Annotated in this window: 25 protein-coding genes, 1 tRNA gene and 6 pseudogenes; 18 read left to right on the top strand and 14 right to left on the bottom strand. The window is 49.1% G+C overall.

Annotated elements, in window-relative coordinates:
- Positions 1-19: 19 nt before the first annotated feature.
- Positions 20-418: pseudogene (locus tag ACD630_RS11000) on the bottom strand (IS630 family transposase); the annotation flags it as partial.
- Complete coding sequence (locus ACD630_RS10995) at positions 363-725, bottom strand: IS630 transposase-related protein (RefSeq protein ID WP_430359072.1); 363 nt, start codon at positions 723-725, stop codon at positions 363-365. The pseudogene ACD630_RS11000 and the gene ACD630_RS10995, both read right to left, overlap by 56 nt.
- Before the next feature lie 240 nt (positions 726-965).
- Between ACD630_RS10995 and ACD630_RS10990 the strand changes: the two genes are divergently transcribed.
- Both ACD630_RS10990 and ACD630_RS10985 read left to right on the top strand, forming a co-directional pair.
- A complete protein-coding gene (locus ACD630_RS10990) occupies positions 966-1,889 on the top strand; it encodes a P2 family phage major capsid protein (protein ID WP_430359071.1) in 924 nt (307 codons plus the stop codon).
- Positions 1,890-2,026: 137 nt separating this feature from the next.
- Positions 2,027-2,272, top strand: a complete 246-nt coding sequence (locus tag ACD630_RS10985; protein ID WP_430359070.1) for an ogr/Delta-like zinc finger family protein — start codon at positions 2,027-2,029, stop codon at positions 2,270-2,272.
- Positions 2,273-2,311: 39 nt separating this feature from the next.
- Here ACD630_RS10985 and ACD630_RS10980 read toward each other — a convergent pair whose 3' ends face one another.
- Positions 2,312-2,488 carry a hypothetical protein gene (locus tag ACD630_RS10980; RefSeq protein WP_430359069.1) on the bottom strand — a complete coding sequence of 59 codons (177 nt, stop codon included), beginning with the start codon at positions 2,486-2,488 and terminating at the stop codon, positions 2,312-2,314.
- Positions 2,489-3,124: 636 nt separating this feature from the next.
- On the opposite strand from ACD630_RS10980, the pseudogene ACD630_RS10975 reads away from it, so the two are divergent.
- Positions 3,125-3,462: pseudogene (locus ACD630_RS10975) on the top strand (tyrosine-type recombinase/integrase); the annotation flags it as partial.
- A gap of 58 nt (positions 3,463-3,520) precedes the next feature.
- Here the strand turns inward: ACD630_RS10975 and ACD630_RS10970 are convergent.
- Positions 3,521-4,729, bottom strand: coding sequence for an IS256 family transposase (locus tag ACD630_RS10970; protein WP_430359991.1), 1,209 nt, complete (start codon positions 4,727-4,729; stop codon positions 3,521-3,523).
- Positions 4,730-4,789: 60 nt separating this feature from the next.
- Here ACD630_RS10970 and ACD630_RS10965 point away from each other — a divergent pair, with 60 nt between their 5' ends.
- Entirely contained in the window at positions 4,790-5,095 is a 306-nt protein-coding gene (locus ACD630_RS10965) for a transposase (RefSeq protein WP_430359068.1), read from the top strand.
- Between the two features lie 22 nt (positions 5,096-5,117).
- On the opposite strand, the pseudogene ACD630_RS10960 reads toward ACD630_RS10965, so the two are convergent.
- Positions 5,118-5,264 (bottom strand): annotated as a pseudogene (locus ACD630_RS10960) (trans-aconitate 2-methyltransferase); the annotation flags it as partial.
- A gap of 247 nt (positions 5,265-5,511) precedes the next feature.
- On the opposite strand from ACD630_RS10960, the gene prfC reads away from it, so the two are divergent.
- The 5 genes from prfC to ACD630_RS10935 all read left to right on the top strand — a co-directional run bounded on the left by prfC (position 5,512) and on the right by ACD630_RS10935 (position 9,904).
- Positions 5,512-7,101, top strand: coding sequence for a peptide chain release factor 3 (prfC, locus tag ACD630_RS10955; RefSeq protein WP_430359067.1), 1,590 nt, complete (start codon positions 5,512-5,514; stop codon positions 7,099-7,101).
- A gap of 395 nt (positions 7,102-7,496) precedes the next feature.
- Positions 7,497-8,111 carry a molecular chaperone OsmY gene (gene osmY / locus ACD630_RS10950; RefSeq protein ID WP_430359066.1) on the top strand — a complete coding sequence of 205 codons (615 nt, stop codon included), beginning with the start codon at positions 7,497-7,499 and terminating at the stop codon, positions 8,109-8,111.
- Positions 8,112-8,281: 170 nt separating this feature from the next.
- Positions 8,282-8,443, top strand: a complete 162-nt coding sequence (locus ACD630_RS10945) for a DUF1328 family protein (protein ID WP_430359065.1) — start codon at positions 8,282-8,284, stop codon at positions 8,441-8,443.
- A gap of 336 nt (positions 8,444-8,779) precedes the next feature.
- Positions 8,780-8,992: a CsbD family protein gene (locus ACD630_RS10940; protein ID WP_430359064.1), complete on the top strand. Its 213-nt coding sequence runs from the start codon at positions 8,780-8,782 to the stop codon at positions 8,990-8,992.
- 66 nt (positions 8,993-9,058) lie between these two features.
- Positions 9,059-9,904 (top strand): TatD family hydrolase, encoded by an 846-nt coding sequence (locus ACD630_RS10935; RefSeq protein ID WP_430359063.1) that lies wholly within the window; start codon positions 9,059-9,061, stop codon positions 9,902-9,904.
- 267 nt (positions 9,905-10,171) lie between these two features.
- On the opposite strand, the gene ACD630_RS10930 is transcribed toward ACD630_RS10935, so the two are convergent.
- Together ACD630_RS10930 and ACD630_RS10925 are read right to left on the bottom strand one after the other, a co-directional pair.
- Positions 10,172-10,327 (bottom strand): hypothetical protein, encoded by a 156-nt coding sequence (locus ACD630_RS10930; RefSeq protein WP_430359062.1) that lies wholly within the window; start codon positions 10,325-10,327, stop codon positions 10,172-10,174.
- The gene (locus ACD630_RS10925) at positions 10,252-10,437 is read right to left on the bottom strand and encodes a transposase (protein WP_430359061.1); all 186 of its coding nucleotides are present in this window, start codon (positions 10,435-10,437) and stop codon (positions 10,252-10,254) included. Before ACD630_RS10925 ends, ACD630_RS10930 begins: the two co-directional genes overlap by 76 nt.
- Positions 10,438-10,460: 23 nt before the next feature.
- Between ACD630_RS10925 and ACD630_RS10920 the strand changes: the two are divergent.
- Together ACD630_RS10920 and pagP are read left to right on the top strand one after the other, a co-directional pair.
- A pseudogene (locus tag ACD630_RS10920) lies at positions 10,461-11,414 on the top strand (IS5 family transposase).
- Between the two features lie 210 nt (positions 11,415-11,624).
- A complete protein-coding gene (gene pagP, locus ACD630_RS10915; RefSeq protein WP_430359060.1) occupies positions 11,625-12,215 on the top strand; it encodes a lipid IV(A) palmitoyltransferase PagP in 591 nt (196 codons plus the stop codon).
- Between the two features lie 114 nt (positions 12,216-12,329).
- On the opposite strand, the pseudogene ACD630_RS10910 reads toward pagP, so the two are convergent.
- Together ACD630_RS10910 and ACD630_RS10905 are read right to left on the bottom strand one after the other, a co-directional pair.
- Positions 12,330-12,734, bottom strand: a pseudogene (locus tag ACD630_RS10910) (transposase); the annotation flags it as partial.
- 48 nt (positions 12,735-12,782) lie between these two features.
- Entirely contained in the window at positions 12,783-13,082 is a 300-nt protein-coding gene (locus tag ACD630_RS10905) for a transposase (RefSeq protein WP_430359059.1), read from the bottom strand.
- 174 nt (positions 13,083-13,256) lie between these two features.
- On the opposite strand from ACD630_RS10905, the gene ACD630_RS10900 reads away from it, so the two are divergent.
- Positions 13,257-13,472 carry a LysR substrate-binding domain-containing protein gene (locus tag ACD630_RS10900; RefSeq protein WP_430359058.1) on the top strand — a complete coding sequence of 72 codons (216 nt, stop codon included), beginning with the start codon at positions 13,257-13,259 and terminating at the stop codon, positions 13,470-13,472.
- A gap of 121 nt (positions 13,473-13,593) precedes the next feature.
- A tRNA-Leu gene (locus ACD630_RS10895) sits at positions 13,594-13,679 on the top strand.
- A gap of 80 nt (positions 13,680-13,759) precedes the next feature.
- Here ACD630_RS10895 and ACD630_RS10890 read toward each other — a convergent pair.
- Both ACD630_RS10890 and ACD630_RS10885 read right to left on the bottom strand, forming a co-directional pair.
- Positions 13,760-14,050, bottom strand: coding sequence for a DUF1435 domain-containing protein (locus ACD630_RS10890; protein WP_264627130.1), 291 nt, complete (start codon positions 14,048-14,050; stop codon positions 13,760-13,762).
- 70 nt (positions 14,051-14,120) lie between these two features.
- Positions 14,121-14,279: a hypothetical protein gene (locus ACD630_RS10885; protein ID WP_430359057.1), complete on the bottom strand. Its 159-nt coding sequence runs from the start codon at positions 14,277-14,279 to the stop codon at positions 14,121-14,123.
- A gap of 197 nt (positions 14,280-14,476) precedes the next feature.
- On the opposite strand from ACD630_RS10885, the gene trhA reads away from it, so the two are divergent.
- Positions 14,477-15,124: a PAQR family membrane homeostasis protein TrhA gene (gene trhA / locus ACD630_RS10880; protein WP_430359056.1), complete on the top strand. Its 648-nt coding sequence runs from the start codon at positions 14,477-14,479 to the stop codon at positions 15,122-15,124.
- Between the two features lie 61 nt (positions 15,125-15,185).
- Here the strand turns inward: trhA and ygfZ are convergent, their stop codons facing one another.
- The gene (gene ygfZ, locus ACD630_RS10875; protein ID WP_430359055.1) at positions 15,186-16,187 is read right to left on the bottom strand and encodes a tRNA-modifying protein YgfZ; all 1,002 of its coding nucleotides are present in this window, start codon (positions 16,185-16,187) and stop codon (positions 15,186-15,188) included.
- A gap of 256 nt (positions 16,188-16,443) precedes the next feature.
- Between ygfZ and sdhE the strand changes: the two genes are divergently transcribed.
- Together sdhE and ACD630_RS10865 are read left to right on the top strand one after the other, a co-directional pair.
- Positions 16,444-16,710, top strand: coding sequence for an FAD assembly factor SdhE (sdhE, locus tag ACD630_RS10870; protein ID WP_430359054.1), 267 nt, complete (start codon positions 16,444-16,446; stop codon positions 16,708-16,710).
- Positions 16,691-17,122, top strand: a complete 432-nt coding sequence (locus tag ACD630_RS10865) for a protein YgfX (protein WP_430359053.1) — start codon at positions 16,691-16,693, stop codon at positions 17,120-17,122. The genes sdhE and ACD630_RS10865 overlap by 20 nt, the downstream gene beginning before the upstream one ends.
- A 155-nt stretch (positions 17,123-17,277) precedes the next feature.
- Here the strand turns inward: ACD630_RS10865 and ACD630_RS10860 are convergent.
- Together ACD630_RS10860 and fldB are read right to left on the bottom strand one after the other, a co-directional pair.
- Positions 17,278-18,071 (bottom strand): IS5 family transposase gene (locus ACD630_RS10860; RefSeq protein ID WP_430359052.1). Its coding sequence is split into 2 segments (ribosomal slippage): positions 17,278-17,726 and positions 17,726-18,071, totalling 795 coding nucleotides; the frame shifts between segments, so codons are not numbered across the junction.
- A 138-nt stretch (positions 18,072-18,209) separates the two neighbouring features.
- Positions 18,210-18,716: pseudogene (gene fldB / locus ACD630_RS10855) on the bottom strand (flavodoxin FldB); the annotation flags it as partial.
- A 152-nt stretch (positions 18,717-18,868) separates the two neighbouring features.
- On the opposite strand from fldB, the gene ACD630_RS10850 reads away from it, so the two are divergent.
- Together ACD630_RS10850 and ACD630_RS10845 are read left to right on the top strand one after the other, a co-directional pair.
- Positions 18,869-19,534, top strand: coding sequence for an IS630 transposase-related protein (locus tag ACD630_RS10850; protein WP_430359051.1), 666 nt, complete (start codon positions 18,869-18,871; stop codon positions 19,532-19,534).
- Positions 19,444-20,652 carry an IS256 family transposase gene (locus ACD630_RS10845; RefSeq protein WP_430359990.1) on the top strand — a complete coding sequence of 403 codons (1,209 nt, stop codon included), beginning with the start codon at positions 19,444-19,446 and terminating at the stop codon, positions 20,650-20,652. The genes ACD630_RS10850 and ACD630_RS10845 overlap by 91 nt, the downstream gene beginning before the upstream one ends.
- The last annotated feature ends 15 nt before the right edge of the window (positions 20,653-20,667 follow it).

Genomic DNA, 20,667 nt, shown 5'->3' with positions numbered 1-20,667 from the left:
GATCTGGCGAATATGTAAGCAAATACTCCACCATATACCCTGCATCGATGATGACTTGTTGAATATTATGTTTTTTGTGAAAAGTTGCATTGTCCATCACGATTACCCTGTTTTTAGGGAGTACTGGGATAAGGACTTGTGTGACCCAGGAATAGAAAACATCACTGTTAATATTGATATCAAATAATCCGATAGCAAACAGCGTTGTGCCTAATAACGCGCCGATAACATTTGTTCTTCCCTTGGCTCCCCCGTTCTTCAGGCCAAAACACCGTTGACCTTTTGGGGAATAGCCGTGAGTCCGTGGGGTATCGTGTGGAAAACCACTTTCATCAATAAAAACAATAGGTTTACCTTCTTTTTTATACTGTTGTTTTTTTTTGAAATGCTTGCCGGGCGCTTTTGTCGGCTTTCGGATGACGTAGCGTTTTTTTATAGGTCAATCCCAGCTTTTTAAGAGCTTGCCAAATGGCCTTCTGACAAACGCCAAAACGCTCTGCACGTTCTTTTTGGTAAGCATCTGGATATGGTTCAACATCTTTTATCAACTCGGATTTATCGCTCTTTCGCTGACGCGTGGTCGATGCTTTTGATTCTATTTGATTAATCCAACGCGATACAGAGGCAGGGCCAATCCGAAATTGCTTCGCTGTTTCTCGGATACTCAACCCTTCTTCTTCCCGTGTAGATATCACTTTACGTCTAAAATCAATTGAATAGCTCATTTAAATAATGTAATCAAAATTAAGTTGTTTAGCTATATCTGGCTGCATTAGCAGACGACAGCGAAAATGCGCTTCATCTCTGGCCGGGTGCCTTCCCGGAAAACATGATCAACGTCAAACGTAGCTCTCCGTCTGGTGCTCAGATGGCGATGGCACGCAATGACCCGGAGAAAATGCGTGCGCTTGCCGATGGCCGCGAACCGTGCAGGGGCATGGGCTGACAACAGAGAGGGGAATGTTATGGACTTTGCAGCACGTATCCGGACGCTTATTCAGCGCAACAGACAGCTAGCGAATGGCGCATCACCGAAAGACAGAATTCTGATTGAGCAGGAAAATAATAAGCTGGAAGCCGAACTTCACGGACGGAATGACGGCGGGCATTCAGGACAGTGGTTTTCTGTGGGCGGTGAGAGCGATACTTCTGAACCCGATATTTTCCTTCCCGGATCTTCTGGTGGCAATGACGTTTTGCCACCGCCGGTCATGTTGACCGGTGAGAAGCCCCGCGCAGTGGCGACGGTTATCACGCGCGTGGTTGAAGCACTGACCGGCGAGAAAAGCGGGGCCATTAACTTCACGTCAGGCTCTGTGTCGGTGAATTACAGCGATGTCGGCCCGTCACCGGTGCAGTCCGGGGCGCTGGCAGCGAACTACAGCGCGGAGTTTTTGACCCGGATCAACGTCCTGCCCGTTAAGGCTGTGGAGGGCGAAAGCGTTATGGTGGGCTCAGGTGGGCCGCTGGCTTATGTCAATAACCGCGCAGAACGCCGCAACCCACAGGCCGGGGCGGTAATGACGCCTCACCGTTACCAGTGCCGGAAGGTGAATTTTGACACATTCATTAATCATGACGATCTGGATGCATGGGCGCACCTTGAAAACTATCCAGAACTGGCAAAGGCGGCGGTTGATCAGCGCCGGAACCTTGACCGACTGTTAATTGGATTTAACGGTACGCACTATTCATCACCATCGAATCCCGAAACGTATCCAGAGCGCCATGATTGCGGCGTCGGCTGGCTGGAGGGAAGTGCTCGGACATTGGCGAAGGACGAGCCGGAATATAACCGCCTGTCCGTGTATGAGTCCTGGAACGAAGCCTACATGGTGGAGAGGTACGAAGCCGGTTGCCTGATTGATGGGATAGTCTGGAAAAAATAATCTCATTGTGGGTGTCGAGCACGTGTATTGATACTTTCGAATTCACCTCATGCTACACGAGAGAAGAATCTTCTGACCCGATAGAAATAGCGAGGTAAAATTGTACGGAATATTTCTTTACAAAGGTAGCAAGCATTATGTTCAGATGCCCACGTTGCGGCGCGTCAGGCCGTATCCGAACCAGTACAAAAATGAATGACACCAATACGGTACGACGCAAGTACTACCAATGTAACAATCTGGCGTGCGGTGTGTGCTTTACAACGATGGAAGCCTTCGAAAAGTTCACATCAAAGCAGAACAAAGGTGAGTCCGCGCTTCCTGATGATTTCATTCCACGTGATGCATTCCCCACATCACACTACGATAGTAAAGCAACTTAATCGATGACTACAAAAGCCCCGAAAAACGGGGCCATGACGTCATTTATAGCAGCCTTGTCTGTGCTTAACCAACAACGACGCCAGCTTGTCGCTTAAACGCTCGCACGCCTCAATATCCTTGATATCACGTAGTTTTACCTTCTCTGTTTTAGGTTCATCATCGCGAGTACAAAGACTGATTTCAATTTCAATATCGTTCCTGTTCAATAATCTCATGATAGCTCCTTGTTTCCTTGTTCTGCGCCTATTTGTTACTGGGGGGACAACTACCTTGACACTCACCGATTATGAATAACAATACGTATAACATAAATAGAAAATTTAACATTTATTAAAATCAAGTTATTGTTCTTATTTAAGTTTTTATAATTGATTAATTTATGTTACGAAGCCTACATGGTGGAACGGTATGAAGCAGGTTGCCTTATTGACGGGATTTCATGGCGAAGCTGATAAAATGCTGTATTTGAGCGGGTAGAGGGACTACATCCCTCTACTTGTTCTGGGTTGGATCCGAGATACGATCCAAACCGACGTAATTAACTGAAATGTGCTTGATAATGAATCAACTTAGCAATGTGAAAATATTTGTGGGGGCATAAAAAGGGGCATATTAAATTTTAATTAAATAAATAATCAATAAAAACAATTAATTGTTGTTTGTTTTGATTCTGCCTTCGCACCAAAAGCATATTTACAGAAGTCTTCCAAAGTTCACAATCACCCAGCAAACCCTCACCACTAAAGAAAATTCACTCTATAGCCAACCGACTTAAAAATGATTACAGCCAATGCCCTGATATGTGGCAAAAAAATACAGCTAATTGTTATCAAAATAATGTCGCTTGGCTATACTGGCGCATGAAGTACCGACGCCTAGGAGACAAAAAAGAGGATAAACTAGCTTTTGGGGTTTACCCCACAGTCTCATTGGCAGAGGCAAGAGCAAAACGGGATGAAGCCAAAAAGCTATTGGCAAAAAACGTAGATCCAAAGAAAGTTCAACAGGAGGAGATGGCCGAAGCAAAAGGAGAATTTACATTTGAGTACATTGCTCGAGAGTGGCATGCCAATAACAAGCGCTGGAGTGAAAGTACAAAAGCAGGATACTCAGCAATCTTGAGCGATATGTTTTCCCCTACATTGGTAGTGCAGATATTAGGCAATTGAAAACTCGCCAACTATTAGCTGTATAGCCAAGCGACTTAATTTTGGAGCCTGTTTAAGATTTTGTGTAAATGCCTTTCCTCAGAAGTGACCGTCAAGACGGTCACCGAACTCGATAATAAAGCGACTCATTGCCATACGCCAGTCCTGTAAGGGCATCGTCCATTTCTGTGATGCCGCCTGGATTGCCAGCCATACGACCTTCTTCACCGAGTCATCAGTCGGGAACACCTTGCGTTTCTTGATTGCATGCCGGAGCACGCTGTTCAGTGATTCTATAGCGTTCGTCGTGTAGATTACCTTGCGAAGTTCCTGCGGGTACGAGAAGAATGTCGACAGGTTGGCCCAGTTTGACTGCCAGCTCCGGCTTATCTGCGGATAGCGGTGATCCCATGTCCCACCGAACGTCTCCAGCGCCTGAAGCGCGGCCTCTTCGGTTGGAGCCTGATACACTGCTTTGAGGTCGCGTGTTACCGCCTTATAGTCCTTCCAGGCAACGAAGCGCAGGCTGTTGCGCACCATGTGCACGATGCACAACTGGATGCGGGCTTCCGGGTAGACCGTGTTGATGGCATCCGGGAACCCTTTCAGGGCGTCCACACAGGCAATGAGGATGTCGGTCAGGCCACGGTTTTTCAGTTCTGTCAGCACGTTCAGCCAGAACTTTGCACCTTCATTTTCGGCCAGCCACATCCCCAGTAGCTCTTTCTGGCCTTCGATATTGATACCCAGCGCCAGGAACACAGACTTATTGATAACGCAGCTGTCCTGCCGGACTTTCAGAACGATACAGTCAAGGTAAACAATGGGATAAACCGTATCCAGGGGGCGATTTTGCCATTCAACAACCTGCTCCATAACGGCATCGGTGACCTTCGATACCAGGGCGGGTGAGACATCCGCGTCATACAGTTCTTTGAACGCAGCGGCAATTTTGCGGGTGGTCATCCCTTTGGCATACAACGATAAAATCTGGTTATCCATCCCGGTGATCCGGGTCTGCTTCTTCTTCACCAGTTGCGGTTCAAAGGAACCATCACGATCACGTGGTGTACGCAGTTCCAGCGGACCATCGCCGGTGGTAACAGTCTTTGTGGAGTAGCCATTGCGCGTGTTAGTTCCAGATTTGGACTGGGGCTTCTCATGCCCGAGGTGATGGGTCATTTCAGCATTAAGGGCAGCTTCAACGCTGATCTTTTTCAGCAGGCGATCAAACGGGTTGAGAGCGTCAGGGGTTTTGAGATTTTTGGCCAGCTCGTTAGCCAGAGCCTGTAACTGTTTTTCGTCCATAAAGTAACCTGCTTTTGATGTTGGATTGAACATATCAAAATCAGGCAATTACACAATCTCGTGTACAGGCTCTTTGCTATCGGATTATTTGATATCAATATTAACAGCGATGTTTTCTATTCTTGGGTCACACAAGTCCTTATCCCAGTACTCCCTAAAAACAGTGTAATCGTGATGGACAATGCAACTTTTCACAAAAAACATAATATTCAACAAGTCATCATCGATACAGGGTATATGGTGGAGGATTTGCCTACATATTCGCCAGATCTTAACCCCATTGAGCATAAATGGGCACAAGCAAAAAGCAAAAAAAGAGAGAGTGGTTGTGATACAGAGATTTTGTTCTCAGTCCATATGGTGTAATCAAAATTAAGTCGCTTGGCTATAACAGTTCAGTACTGTTACCTAGTCCACAGCCCAGATCGCTGACGGTGTTGGGATTCTGATGGGCAATGCGGGCAACCAACTCCTGTGCCGGGCGGGTACGTTCGTTGACAAAGCGTAAATAGAGTGCGGGGTTCCAATCTTTCATCGTTGCTCCTGATGGGTAGCAGACGCGGCAGGGTGAAAACAGCATGCCAGATTTCTTTCTCTGGTGCTTGTGGGGATACGTTGCCTTTTATTTCCAACGTATTGCGCGAATATGTGCCGATTGATTGTGTCTCACCCACAAATCAGGGAAAATACCCGGCTAATACGTTTTTTCCCCACTTTGCCTGACGCGAACATCCTGATTCCGATGCTCTCGCAGGGTGGTTAACATAAGAAACCTGAAAATCATGTCTCCAAGTGAATACGCCCGCGAAGTTGCGAAACGCAGAACGTTCGCCATTATCTCTCACCCCGATGCCGGTAAAACCACCATTACCGAGAAGGTTCTGCTGTTCGGACAGGCCATTCAGACCGCCGGAACGGTGAAGGGGCGCGGTTCGAGCCAGCACGCTAAGTCAGACTGGATGGAGATGGAAAAGCAGCGTGGTATCTCCATCACCACTTCCGTGATGCAGATCCCGTATCGGGAGGCGCTGGTCAATCTGCTGGATACCCCGGGGCACGAAGATTTCTCTGAAGATACCTACCGCACGTTGACGGCAGTGGACTGCTGCCTGATGGTGATCGATGCTGCAAAAGGCGTCGAAGATCGTACCCGCAAGCTGATGGAAGTAACGCGTCTGCGTGATACACCAATCCTGACGTTCATGAACAAGCTTGACCGCGATATCCGCGATCCGATGGAGGTGTTGGATGAGGTCGAGAGTGAGCTGAAAATCGACTGTGCGCCGATCACCTGGCCGATTGGTTGCGGCAAGCTGTTCAAGGGCGTTTACCATCTGTACAAGGATGAAGCCTATCTTTATCAGAGCGGTAAGGGCCACACGATCCAGGAAGTGCGTATAGTCAAAGGGTTGAATAACCCGGATCTGGATAAAGCTGTCGGTGAAGATCTGGCCGCACAGCTGCGTGAAGAGCTGGAACTGGTGCAGGGCGCTTCTCATGAGTTTGAGCTGGAGGCTTTCCTGTCTGGTGCGTTGACGCCGGTGTTCTTCGGCACCGCGCTGGGTAACTTCGGTGTCGATCATATGCTGGATGGACTGCTCGCCTGGGCACCTGCGCCGATGCCGCGCAATACGGATACCCGCACCGTTACCGCGCAGGAAGAGAAATTCACTGGTTTCGTGTTCAAGATTCAGGCGAACATGGACCCAAAACACCGCGACCGCGTCGCCTTTATGCGTGTGGTGTCCGGCAAGTATGAAAAGAGCATGAAGCTGCGTCAGGTGCGTACCGGCAAGGATGTGGTCATTTCCGATGCGCTGACCTTTATGGCAGGTGACCGTTCTCATGTGGAAGAGGCATTCCCCGGCGATATCATTGGGTTGCATAACCACGGCACCATCCAGATTGGTGATACCTTTACCCAAGGTGAAGAGATGAAATTCACCGGTATCCCGAATTTTGCGCCGGAACTGTTCCGCCGTATCCATCTGCGTGATCCGTTAAAGCAGAAACAACTGCTCAAAGGGTTGGTGCAACTCTCGGAAGAGGGGGCAGTACAGGTGTTCCGCCCACTGGCCAACAACGATTTGATTGTCGGGGCTGTGGGCGTGTTGCAGTTTGACGTGGTGGTGGCGCGCTTGAAGTCAGAGTACAACGTGGAAGCCATCTATGAATCGGTCAACCTCTCCACCGCACGTTGGGTTGAGTGTGCCGATGCGAAGAAATTTGAAGAGTTCAAGAGCAAGAATGAATTGCATCTGGCGCTCGATGGTGGCGACAACCTAGCTTATGTGGCACCGACCATGGTGAATCTGAATTTGACGCAGGAACGCTACCCAGACGTCACTTTCTTCAAAACCCGAGAGCACTAATTTTCGGCTACTGCGGCTTAGTCGGTTAAAAAAACGGCGTTTAAAAGGATTCGGGCATAGCGTCCGGCTTTTTAAACGCCGGTTTTTTATCTATCAATAAGTTAATCTAATTTTGTTTAATTTCCTCTCGCCCTTTTTCCCCACGGAAAAATCCGAAATGCCGCCGGAAAGGGACTTTTCCTCCCTATTCCGCTAGTAATCGTCATTCCATGCACTATAGTTAATATCGCGTTAGCAATTAGTGAGTTTCACTGCTGGTGATAAATTATGTAGTGCGTTATATCGACTACGTGATATTTGGTAACGTTAAACGCCTGTTTTTTTGCTGCGTTGCATTGAGTGCCAATACCAGCGTGATTGATGTCCGCGTGGACCCTAGCAAAAGGAAATAATCGATGAAAAACATCCTTAACGCAAAAACGATGATGGCTGTTGTACTGGGTACTCTGCTGACGGCGGGGAACGCACTGGCAGAAGAGATGCTGGGGCAGAAAGTGCAGCAGGCGGCGACAACGACGGGTGCAAAGATTGACAGTTCTCTCCAGAAAGCCTCTGGGTATATGGATGACAGCACTGTCACCGCCAAGGTGAAAAGTGCCCTGATGGATGATAAGGGGATCGAGAGCGGAGATATTTCCGTCTCGACCACCAAAGGCGTGGTTACGCTGACCGGTTTTGTTCCTAGCCAGGCCGTGGCCGCACAGGCTGTCGCGGTGGCGATCAAGACCGAAGGCGTGCAGTCGGTGAGTGATAAACTGCAAATCAAGGATAACGCCACCCAGTCAGTGGATTCTTATACCGATGATGCGGTCATCACCAGCAGCATCAAGGCCAAACTGTTGGCTGATAAAATTGTGCCGTCGCGCCACGTGAAAGTGGAAACCCAGGAGGGGGTGGTGCAACTGAGCGGTAACGTGAAAAACACTGCTCAGTCAGCGCGTGCAGAGAGTATCACCAAGGCGGTATCTGGTGTGAAAAGTGTTAAAAATGATCTGACCGTCACCCATTAACGGGCCTGTTGCCCTTTAATGCTCACGTATTCGGCGGAGGGTAACCTCCGCCATCCTCAAGCCAATTAGCACTTGGTGTCGTAAGAATCAAACACAGGTGGAAACGCAGCGGTATGCGTAATTAACCTCAGGACGAGCGCCGCTCACCCTCATTAAGGCAAGGAGAGCGTATGTTTCGTTGGGGCATTATTTTTCTGGTGATTGCGCTGATTGCAACGGCGCTGGGATTCGCTGGACTGGCAGGGACCGCAGCGGGTGCGGCCAAAATTGTCTTCATTGTCGGGATCATTCTGTTTCTGGTCAGCCAGTTCGCGGGACGTAAGCGACCTTAGCTATACTATACCCATCATACTTCAAGTGACTGGTGCGTTGGCTGCGTTTGTTATCGGCCCATCCCTAGGCCTCACCTCTTACGAGGCCGCCGCCAGCGGCGTTCAAATTTGTTCCAGACAAATTTGTCCTTCACTTGGCGCTTTCCTGTAACTCGAATTATTTTGGGTATAGACGCACTCACAAGCGCCATTTATCTGAAATTTTAGTCTGCGCACGGGGTGTTAACGAAAATCAATCTGAACCATAATAAAATTGTCATCGTCACCCCGCATACTGTTTGCGATGCTTGCTGAACGTTGGTGTGATTACGATGCGGTTTGTTCGGGAGGTTCGTGATGAATAGCGATATCGTGGTAGGTCTATGGAAGCAGCTGAGAGGGAACTTCTGGGCGCTGTGGGCCGAGTGGTTTGACAGCGATTGTGCCTGGCTGGAAAGTAACAATGATTATCTTGCCGGCATCTTGCAGCAAGATTACAGCCTGCAAGAGGGCGATGAGCTGTCTGATACTACGGTGCAGGCGGGAAAGGGTTCGGCAACGCTGCACTGATTTAACGCTTACTGATTTTACGCCGCGCTTGTTTAACGTTGCGCGAAGGCCGCGTTATACTAAGGCATGGATCATTTCCTCAGGCCGTTTTCCTTTATAGATACCCATTGTCACTTTGATTTTCCGCCGTTGAGCGAAAATGAAGTGGCAAGTATTGCGCTCGCCGCAACGGCAGGGGTAACGTATATCTTGGTGCCTGCGGTGGAGTCCCGTTATTTTGCGCGCATCACGGCACTTTCTCGCACTCACTCAGCGATCTTTGCGGTGCTTGGCCTGCATCCACTCTATGTTGCCCATCATCAGGACAGCGATCTGGATCTGCTTGAACAGCAGCTACTCCAACGCGATGACAGGCTGATCGCGGTAGGGGAAATAGGGCTGGATTTGTATATGGCCGAGCCTCGTTTCGAACGCCAATGTGAACTTTTGGAAGCGCAACTGGCGCTGGCGAAGCGCTATGACTTGCCGGTGATGCTGCACTCGCGACGCACTCACGATCGTTTGGCGCAGTTATTACGCCGTATCGATGTGCCGCGTAAAGGCGTGGTGCATGGTTTTGCGGGCAGCGAGCAGCAGGCGCTGGCCTTTATCAAATTGGGTTACCGCATTGGCGTCGGTGGCACCATCACTTATCCACGCACCAATAAAACTCGTCAGGCGATTTCTCGCCTGCCTCTCGATAGCCTGTTGCTGGAAACCGATGCGCCTGATATGCCGATTAATGGTTTTCAGGGGCAACCCAATCGCCCCGAGCGCGCGGCCAATGTGTTTCATACCCTGTGTGAGCTGCGCTCAGAGCCGCCGGAAGTGATCGCAGACGCGTTATATCGCAACACTTGTCGCCTGTTTACCTTGCCCGGCATTGACGCCAACGGTAGGCTAGCAAACGCCGTTTCTCAAAGCGAGAAATAGCAACACCTTATTGCTACTCTGGTTAATAGTGCAAAAAATCGACGCTCTGCACCGCTACATCGCGCGATTGCTCGCAAACACGCTGCGCTCATAGCCAATGGATAGCGATTTATTATTGCTCAATGCGCAACAACGGCAGCAGCGCGGCGGTTTCTCGTTTTGAGAAAGCAACTGTCTTAAATCAGTAACAAGCAGGTAACCCGGTTGGCGTCACTCTTGCAAAAACACCCTGAACCAGGATGAACGATGATCCTTGTATTCCTCCTTTTATTCATGGTGTGGAGAGTAACATGACGCGTTTACTTGCAAGACGGCTACAACAATATAGCCAAGAGACTTAATTTTGATTACACCATATGGACTGAGAACAAAATCTCTGTATCGCAACCACTCTCTCTTTTTTTGCTTTTTGCTTGTGCCCATTTATGCTCAATTGGGTTAAGATCTGGCGAATATGTAGGCAAATACTCCACCATATACCGCCTTTGTTGAATAAATAGAACTTTTGGGTAATAATCGGAGCAGATCAACACAGTTGTTTCAAAATCAGGTCTCCATGGCAAAACAAAATTTTAAAATCACCAGCTGGCCCTCTTATAACAAGGCCCTCAAGCAGCGCTGTTCTCTAACCGTATGGCTAGATGAATCAGCCATTGCTGCATGGACGGAAAAAAACACTACTGAACGGCGTGGACGACCGCTCCACTACTCAGATATGACCATCACCACAGTCCTGATGATGAAACGCGTGTTTGGCCTTTCATTGAGGGCTTTACAGGGCTTTACAGGGCTTTACAGGGCTTTACAGGGCTTTGGTGACTCGATTTTTAAACTGATTAAATTGTCGCTCCATTGTCCAGACTATTCGCTGCTCAGCAAGCGAGCAAAGACAGTGAACATCAGCATAAAAACGCCAACTCGTGGTGAAATCTCACATCTGATCATTGATGGAACCGGCCTGAAGGTCTTTGGCGAAGGCGAATGGAAAGTCCGGCAGCATGGTGCCGACAGACGCAGGGTATAGCGTAAGCTGCACCTGGCAGTAGACAGTGTGACGCATGAGATTATCTGTGCGGATTTGTCGCTCAGTGGTACGACTGATGCCCAAGCTCTACCGGCGCTGATAAACCAGACCCACCGGAAAATCAGAGAGGCATCGGCTGACGGCGCTTAGGATACAGTTTACTGCTATGATGCTCTGCTGAGGAAGAAAATAAGGCCGCTTATCCCGCCACGAAGGGGGGCGCAATATTGGCAAGATCGCTACCACGAGCGTAACCCCGCTGTTGCAAATCAGCGCATTAGCGGTAGTAACGCTATCTGGAAAAAGAAAGTGGGCTATCACCGGCGCTCAGTGTCTGAAACGGCCATGTTCCGGTTCAAAAGGCTTCTGGGTGGTCATCTAAGTCTGAGAGACTACGATGGTCAGGTGGGTGAAGCCATGGCCATGGTCAAAGCGCTTAACCTGATCACGCTATTAGGAATGCCGAACAGTATTCGCATCACGTAACAATCGACCCGTATGGGGCGCAGTCGTTACAAGTTCTGATTTATTCAACAAAGCCGGTATATGGTGGAGTATTTGCCTACATATTCGCCAGATCTTAACCCAATTGAGCATAAATGGGCACAAGCAAAAAAAGAGAGAGTGGTTGCGATACAGAGATTTTGTTCTCAGTCCATATGGTGTAATCAAAATTAAGTCGCTTGGCTATATCTGATGCGTGTGATATTTACCCTTTTCCCTTTTCTGTTCTCGCTTTCTTCTCTCGCTGCCCCAACGGATTCCGCCGTGGAAATGTCGAAGGAGTCTGTGCAGAGCAATGGGCAGGGCAGTTGGTGGCAAAAAGCCAAATTTAATCTGTCAGAAACCTGGTCGAATTCGTCAAGTCAGGATCTCTATATCCCGGCTATCACTTGGCATAACCGCTGGACTTACGACAAAGAGAAAACCGACAAGTACAATGAACGTCCCTGGGGTGCAGGCTATGGTGTGTCACGTTTGGATGCCGACGGCGATTGGCACGGTCTGTACCTGATGGCGTTCAAGGATTCCTTCAACAAATGGGAGCCTATCGGCGGTTATGGATTTGAGAAACGCTGGACGCCTACCACGAATCCGGATTTCCAATTGGGTGCGGGTTTCACCGCTGGCGTTACTATGCGGGACAACTGGCACTATATCCCGATTCCGGCGCTATTGCCGCTGGTCTCGGTGAACTATCAGCGCCTCTCTTTTCAGGCGACCTACATTCCTGGCACCTACAACAACGGCAACGTCTTTTTTGCCTGGCTGCGCTGGCAAATCTGATTGTTGGTATATAAACCAAATGTAAACCGCATTGGTAGAGGATTATGCAGCCAATGACCTGATATGTGGCAAAAAATACAGCTAATTGTTATCAAAATAATGTCGCTTGGCTATATCCATCCCGGTGAGCCGGCTCTGGTTCTTCTTCACCAGCTGCGGTTCAAAGGAACCATCACGATCACGTGGTGTACGCAGTTTCAGCGGACCATCTCCGGTGGTAACAGTCTTTGTGGAGTAGCCATTGCGCGTGTTATAGACAACCGACTTAAAAATGATTACAGCCAATGCCCTGATATGTGGCAAAAAATACAGCTAATTGTTATCAAAATAATCTCGCTTGTCTATAGTTCCAGATTTGGACTGGTGCTTTTCATGCCCGAGGTGATGGGTCATTTCAGCATTAAGGGTAGCTTCAACGCTGATCTTTTTCAGCAGGCGATCAAACTGGTTGAGATCGTCAGGGGTTTTGAGATTTTTGGCCAGCTCGTTAGCCAGAGCCTGTAACTGTTTTTCGTCCATAAAGTAACCTGCTTTTGATGTTGGATTGAACATATCAAAACCAGGCAATTACACAATCTCGTGTACAGGCTCTAATAACGCGCCGATAACATTTGTTCTTCCCTTGGCTCCCCAGTTCTTCAGCCCAAAACACCGTTGACCTTTTGGGGAATAGCCGTGAGTCCATGGGGTATCGTGTGGAAAACCACTTTCATCAATAAAAACAATAGGTTTACCTCCTTTTTCATACTGTTGTATTTTTTGTTGAAATGCTTGCCGGGCGCTTTCGTCGGCTTTCGGATGACGTAGAGTTTTTTTATAGCTAAGCGACATTATTTTGATAACAATTAGCTGTATTTTTTGCCACATATCAGGGCATTGGCTGTAATCATTTTTAAGTCGGTTGGTTATATCACTTTACGTATAAAATCAATTGAATAGCTCATTTAAATAATGTAATCAAAATTAAGTCGTTTAGCTATATGTCACAGGGGGTGTGCGAGCAGCGAACTCTGCACAGCCAGATTGATGTCAGCGGGGCGGATGTCTACGTGGCGTCGTGCCGGGTTGGGACTGATCCAGTCTCCGCGCTATGGCGTGCGGCACTGGCTGGAAAGCGGTGAACTGGTGGAGGTTCTGCCTGAGATGCCGCCACCGGATATGCCGTTGTACATCATGTACCCTGCCGGGCATTTCTTGGCGCCGCGCGTCAGCGTGTTTATCGATTGGCTGCGGGAGTGCTTCGCGCGTCCCTTATAAGGTCAATATGACGATTTTTGCAGCAAACCCTGCACCCAAGCGGAAATAATCATTGACGTTGTTGAGAAAATCTCTAGAATTCGCCCCCGTGGTGACACGATGCAGATCGTGTGACTGCGTTGCGAAGGTGGTGGAATTGGTAGACGCGCTAGCTTCAGGTGTTAGTGTCCTTCGGACGTGAGGGTTCAAGTCCTTCTCTTCGCACCATTTCTTAATGCTTTTCCCTTCTTTTTTATTTCTTCGTGTCGATCAAACATTTTTCTTGGTACTGCATGACGTATTGTCCGTTATGGCCACGTCGTTTGGAATGCCACCACCAACGCGCTCAATCCGCCCGCCAGTGCAATGCAGGAAGGCAGCAGCAGGTAATGGCGCAAACGAGGATGGAACAGCATGACGGCGGTCGCCAGTAGCGCAATCGCTACGATCAGCTTCCAACTGTTGAGTTGAAGATCGAGCAGAGCAAGCAATGGCATCAGTGCTGCGGGTAGCAGAATACCCCAAGCACTGCTCAGGCGTTTACCCAGACACCAGCTGGCACTCCATAACCCGCATGCGGTAATCATTGCGGTTAGCATGGCTGTGCTCCTCTATGGATGATGAAACCCATGACTGATAATGATAACCACTATCGTATGTGAGTTTATATCATTTACGGACGGGCGTAAACCCCGGCAAGCGATGCCGGGGGAGTGGAGACAATGAAGGGAAACAAGCGGAGAGAGAATCAGTATAGCTAAGCGACATTATTTTGATAACAATTAGCTGTATTTTTTTGCCACATATCAGGGCATTGGATGTAATCATTTTTAAGTCGTTTGGCTATATTCCTGGCGAAAGGGAACCCGAACCGATACCGGGCTCTGTTCAAGCCCAGTAGCGCGGCGGATCGAATAATAGTTTCAGCGTGCACTTGTACACTGAAACTATTCTCGATTACACATCTTCCCGATGAGATTGCATGAAGTTTGTACAGCCAATCGTGCCGGGAGTAAAAACGGAATATGGTGAAATTAGAAAGTAATGCGGGTTATACGTTGGCGGAAGAGATAGCCAACAGTATCAGTCACGGTGCTGGCGTGGTGTTGGGGATTGTCGGGTTGGTGCTGCTGCTAGTGCAAGCGGTGGACAATGGCGCGACGAGCACAGCTATCGCCAGCTACAGTTTGTACGGCGGCACCATTATTCTGCTGTTTCTGGCCTCCACGCTCTACCATGCGATTCCCAGCCCACGGGCTAAACTCTGGCTCAAACGGTTCGATCACTGTGCCATCTATCTGTTGATAGCGGGCACCTACACGCCGTTTTTACTGGTGGGGTTGGATTCGCCGTTGGCGCATGGCTTGATGATTGTCATCTGGAGCATGGCGCTGGTTGGCGTGTTATTTAAACTGGCCTTTGCGCATCGTTTTGAAGTGCTGTCGCTGGTGACCTATCTGGTGATGGGGTGGCTGTCACTGATTGTGATTTATCAGTTGGTGCAGGTGTTAGCACCGGGTGGTGTCACCTTACTGGCGGTGGGCGGCACAGTGTATACCTTAGGCGTGGTTTTTTATGTGTGTAAACGTATCCCGTATAACCACGCCATCTGGCATGGCTTTGTGCTGGGTGGCAGTCTGTGCCATTTTCTGGCGATCTACCTTTACGTTTAGCCGCTAAATATCACTCTGGCACCGTTTCTTGATGAAACAGAAACGGTGCTCTGCGGTGAAATTATTCAGACAATGAATAAGGCAGTGGTTGCAGACTCAACTGACTTTCCGCTGCATCGCGCACGCGCAATACGCTATCCGCTTCCAGATCGTTATTCAGTACCGCTTGCACCCAAAGTGTGCCATCGCTTAACTGGCTGGCGGCGAGTATCGTACCGGTGCGACGCCAGTTTTCACCCATTTTCAGTTCTAGGTCTTCGCCCGCTTCTGGCACGCGCGGTGAAGTACCCGCTAGCCAATAGAGTGCCCGCTTGTTGGCGCCGCGAAATTTTGCCCGCGCCACTATCTCCTGACCTGTGTAGCAGCCTTTATTAAAACTGATGCCGTTAAGTGCCTGTATATTCGTTGCTTGCGGGATAAACTGCGCGCTGTTTACGTTGTCAATAATCGGCAGTGCGGATTCAATATCCAGTGCCAGCCACTGTTGACTGTCGGCCCATTGCACGTTGTCTGCCAGTGTGGCACTCAGCGCGGCGACACCTTCGTCGTTCAGTACCAAAAGAAAACGCTCAGCAGGAAGGGCAAAATGCAGCAGTGTACCGGAGGGGTGGCTGACAACGGGATGCTCACTGTCCGGTACTGCAGAGAAGACCTCGGCTAAAAGTTCGCGTATAGTGCTTCCCGTAGCACCGATAAGCTGGAGATTGTCCTCTGCGGTGATAGTGGTTTTGGCAAAGACGGCGTATTTTTTTAACTCGTTTAACTGCGTATCACGCAGATTGCGACGTACCAGATAGGCGAAGCCATCGTTGTGGGCAAACAGACGCAGTGCGCTCCACATTTTGCCCTTGGCATCACAATGGCCGCAAAGTACATGTTGATCGGGGGCTAACGCATTAACATCGGCCGTCACCTGGCCTTGCAGGTAAGTGCGAGTGTCCGGACCGGTAAGTGTCACCAGTGCCCAGTCATCAAGTGCTATCAGCGTAGCGGGAAGCTGCGCCGAGGCCGTGATGGCGTTTGATTTAACCGTTTGTGCAGCAAAGGGAAGTGGGGTAGCCATGTAACCATCCTCGCGAAGGTTTGCGTTTTGCCTAATGGTAAAAGAGCTTGCAGGGTTTGCAAGCAGTTATTCGTGCGACCCCATGATTTTCAGTTAGCATATTTGAAAGCGTTACTGAGCGTGCGCACGATCGATGACCTTCTGCGCGATACGCTGATATGCGCTAAAATATGTCAAAATGTTACATTTAGTTGAGTGTTCATCTAAAGATCCGAGTTACACTACACGTTGGCGTCGATAAAAAGTAGGAAAAGCAATGGATATCGATAATAAGGCGCGAATTCACTGGGCGTGCCGCCGAGGAATGCGAGAGTTGGATATCGCCATCATGCCTTTTTTTGAACATGAGTATGATGTGCTAAACGATGATGATAAACGCGCGTTTGTGCGCTTATTGCAGTGCGATGACCCTGACTTGTTCAACTGGTTGATGAACCACGGTGAACCGGAGGATGGGGAACTGAAACGCGTGATCTCTCTTATTCAGACGCGAAATAAAGATCGTGGCCCTGTGGCGCTGTGATTTACGCGTCTCTTGGCGCATGCAGGTATTTTCTTTGCTGGTGCACGGGTTGTTGCTGCTGTTGATTCTGCTGGCACCGTGGCCGGACGGTTATGCGGTGCTTTGGCTATCGCTAATGACGCTGGTGGTGTTCGGGTTTATCCGTAGTCAGCGTAATATCAAAGCGTGTCACGGTGAAATCGTGTTGCAGGCTGAAGCGAACCTTGAATGGCAGCATCATCGCTGGCGCATTATCCGCCGTCCTTGGATGTTGAAAAACGGCATATTACTGTCGCTGCGGCGCAGTGACGGCAAACGACGACAGCGGCTCTGGCTGGCATCCGACAACATGGATAAGCAGGAATGGCGGCATTTGCGTCAGTTGTTGTTGGAGAGTAAAGCGTGGGCGGAAGAAAACCCGGACGTGCACTAGGCTGTGTCCCTTAATTGCGTAACCGGCGGTAAAACAAGCGGATGCAGCCCAGTTTCACCATTGCTATAGCCAAGCGACTTAAAAATGATTACAACCAATGCCCTGATATGTGGCAAAAAAATACAGCTAATTGTTATCAAAATAATGTCGCTTGGCTATAGATAGTTTCTTGCCATTTTTTCATAACGTGTGGCGATCCGTCGATATTCCTTTAAACAGCCAAAACACCTTTCCACAACGTTGCGACGGCGATAAGCATCACGATCAAGTTGCGAGCGTCCATCTGAAGCCAGTTTTTCATTTGATTTTCGGGGAATAACCGTTTTTATCTCTCTTTTTTTCAACTCGTTACGTAGTGCATTCCCAGAGTAGGCTTTGTCAGCCAGTACTGCATGGCCACGACGCTTCATGCTGCCGTTCTGGCGTTGCACGCCAATTCCGTCCAGGAGTCGTAACGCAAACAGGCTTTCGTGACCCTGCCCAGCACTCAGTACGATGTTTAGTGGGATGCCGCTTTCGTCAGTCGCCATGTGGATTTTGGTGCCATAACCACCTCGTGAGCGACCCAGGCTATTATCGTTGGTAATATCGAGATGTTTTTTTGAGCGCCAGCTGTACATTTGAGCGCACGAATATTACTGCCATCCAGCGCAGTGGCTGACCAGTCAACAAGTCCATGAGCATCAAGAAATGAAAGTAACTTATTGAAAATAATCTTAATGATTCCAAACTTTGACCATCTATTGAAACGGTTATAAACGGTTTTCCATGGGCCGTAACGTTCAGGTAAATCACGCCATGGTGCGCCTGAACACAGTATCCAGAACATGCCGTTGAAGATTTTTCGATGTTCTGCCCACGGCCGGCCGGCCCGCGGAGATGTCAAAACGGTTGGCAACAAGGGCTCAATGATTGCCCATGCTTCATCAGAAAGATCGTAGCGAGCCATAATCAAAAGTGTCGTAGAAACAGATGGATACTATAGCTCAGGCAATTAAGGGACACAGCCTGGTTTCAGGTTCAGTCGGCAGCACGCTGCCGGCTGATGTCTATCGGGATATCTCCCGATAGACATCAGCTGCTCTGCCATTTCCTGTAAAATCTGCTCGCACCACTGCTGCAAGCGCTCATCGCTCAGGTCATACTGATTCACTTCATCATCAAGCGCCAGCCCGACAAAGTGTTTTCCATCTGGTGTGAGCGGCTTGGTGGTGATGAACTCATAGCCTTCGATGGGCCAATAGCCAATAAAGGTTGCGCCGCTCGTGGCCAGCTGCTGATGCAACATACTGAGGGCATCAAGGAACCATTCACCGTAGCCTAGCTGGTCACCCATGCCATACAGCGCAACGATTTTTCCTTGTAGATTCAACGAGGATAGCTGTCCCAAAATGGCTTCCCAATCCTCCTGAATTTCACCGAAATCCCACGTTGGGATACCCAGAATCAGGAATGCATACTCTTCCATCTTCTGCGGATCGACATCTTTTACGTTATGCAGGTCGACCAGCGATTCGCCCAAAATATCGCGAATCTTTTCCGCTGCCATCTCGGTGTAGCAGGTGCTGGAGCCGTAGAACAAACCAATTTTCATATGCAATTGCAGCGTGTTAAACAAACTTGCCACTAGCCTAACTGAATCTTACAGCGAGGTATATATCCGTCATACTTCAAGTTGCAGGTGCGTTGGCCGCGTTCACTTATAGCTAAGCGACTAAGCGACTTAATTTTGATTACATTATTTAAATGAGCTATTTAATTGATTTTAGACGTAAAGTGATATCTACACGGGAAGAAGAAGGGTTGAGTATCCGAGAAACAGCGAAGCAATTTCGGATTGGCCCTGCCTCTGTATCGCGTTGGATTAATCAAATAGCGTCAAAAGCATCGACCACGCGTCAGCGAAAGAGCGATAAATCCGAGTTGATAAAAGATGTTGAACCATATCCAGATGCTTACCAAAAAGAACGTGCAGAGCGTTTTGGCGTTTGTCAGAAGGCCATTTGGCCAGCTCTTAAAAAGCTGGGATTGACCTATAAAAAAACTCTACGTCATCCGAAAGCCGACGAAAGCGCCCGGCAAGCATTTCAACAAAAAATACAACAGTATGAAAAAGAAGGTAAGCTTATTGTTTTTATTGATGAAAGTGGTTTTCAAGACGATACCCCACGGATTCACGGCTATTCCCCAAAAGGTCAACGGTGTTTTGGCCTGAAGAACGGGGGAGCCAAGGGAAGAACAAATGTTATGAGCCTGTACACGAGATTGTGTAATTGCCTGGTTTTTATATGTTCAATCCAACATCAAAAGCAGGTTACTTTATGGACGAAAAACAGTTACAGGCTCTGGCTAACGAGCTGGCCAAAAATCTCAAAACCCCTGACGCTCTCAACCCGTTTGATCGCCTGCTGAAAAAGATCTGCGTTGAAGCTGCCCTTAATGCTGAAATGACCCATCACCTCGGGCATGAGAAGCACCAGTCCAAATCTGGAACTAACACGCGCAATGGCTACTCCACAAAGACTGTTACCACCGGCGATGGTCCGCTGGAACTGCGTACACCACGTGATCGTGATGCTTCCTTTGAACCGCAACTGGTGAAGAAGAACCAGACCTGGCTCACCGGGATGGATAACCAGATTTTATCGTTGTATGCCAAAGGGATGACCACCCACGAAATTGCCGCTGCGTTCAAAGAACTGTATGACGCGGATGTCTCACCCGCCCTGGTATCGAAGGTCACCGATGCCGTTATGGAGCAGGTTGTTGAATGGCAAAATCGCCCCCTGGATGCGGTTTATCCCATTGTTTACCTTGACTGTATCGTTCTGAAAGTCCGGCAGGACAGCCGCGTTATCAATAAGTCTGTGTTCCTGGCGCTGGGTATCAATATCGAAGGCCAGAAAGAGCTACTGGGGATGTGGCTGGCCGAAAATGAAGACGCAAAGTTCTGGCTAAACGTGCTGACAGAACTGAAAAACCGTGGCCTGACCGACATCCTCATTGCCTGTGTGGACGGCCTGAAAGGGTTCCCGGATGCCATCAACACGGTCTACCTGGAAGCCCGCATCCAGTTGTGCATCGTGCACATGGTGCGCAACAGTCTGCGCTTCGTTGCCTGGAAGGACTATAAGGCGGTAACACGCGACCTCAAAGCAGTGTATCAGGCTCCAACCGAAGAGGCCGCGCTTCAGGCGCTGGAGACGTTCGGTGGGACATGGGATCACCGCTATCCGCAGATAAGCCGGAGCTGGCAGTCAAACTGGGCCAACCTGTCGACATTCTTCTCGTACCCCCAGGAACTTCGCAAGGTAATCTACACGACGAACGCTATAGAATCACTGAACGGCGTGCTCCGGCATGCAATCAAGAAACGCAAGCTGTTCCCGACTGATGACTCGGTGAAGAAGGTCGTATGGCTGGCAATCCAGGCGGCATCACAGAAATGGACGATGCCCTTACAGGACTGGCGTATGGCAATGAGTCGCTTTATTATCGAGTTCGGTGACCGCCTTGACGGTCACTTCTGAGGAAAGGCATTTACA

The sequence above is a fragment of the Symbiopectobacterium sp. RP genome (assembly GCF_050472005.1).
GTDB lineage: Bacteria > Pseudomonadota > Gammaproteobacteria > Enterobacterales > Enterobacteriaceae > Symbiopectobacterium.
This window is presented reverse-complemented; position numbering and strand designations above follow the sequence as displayed.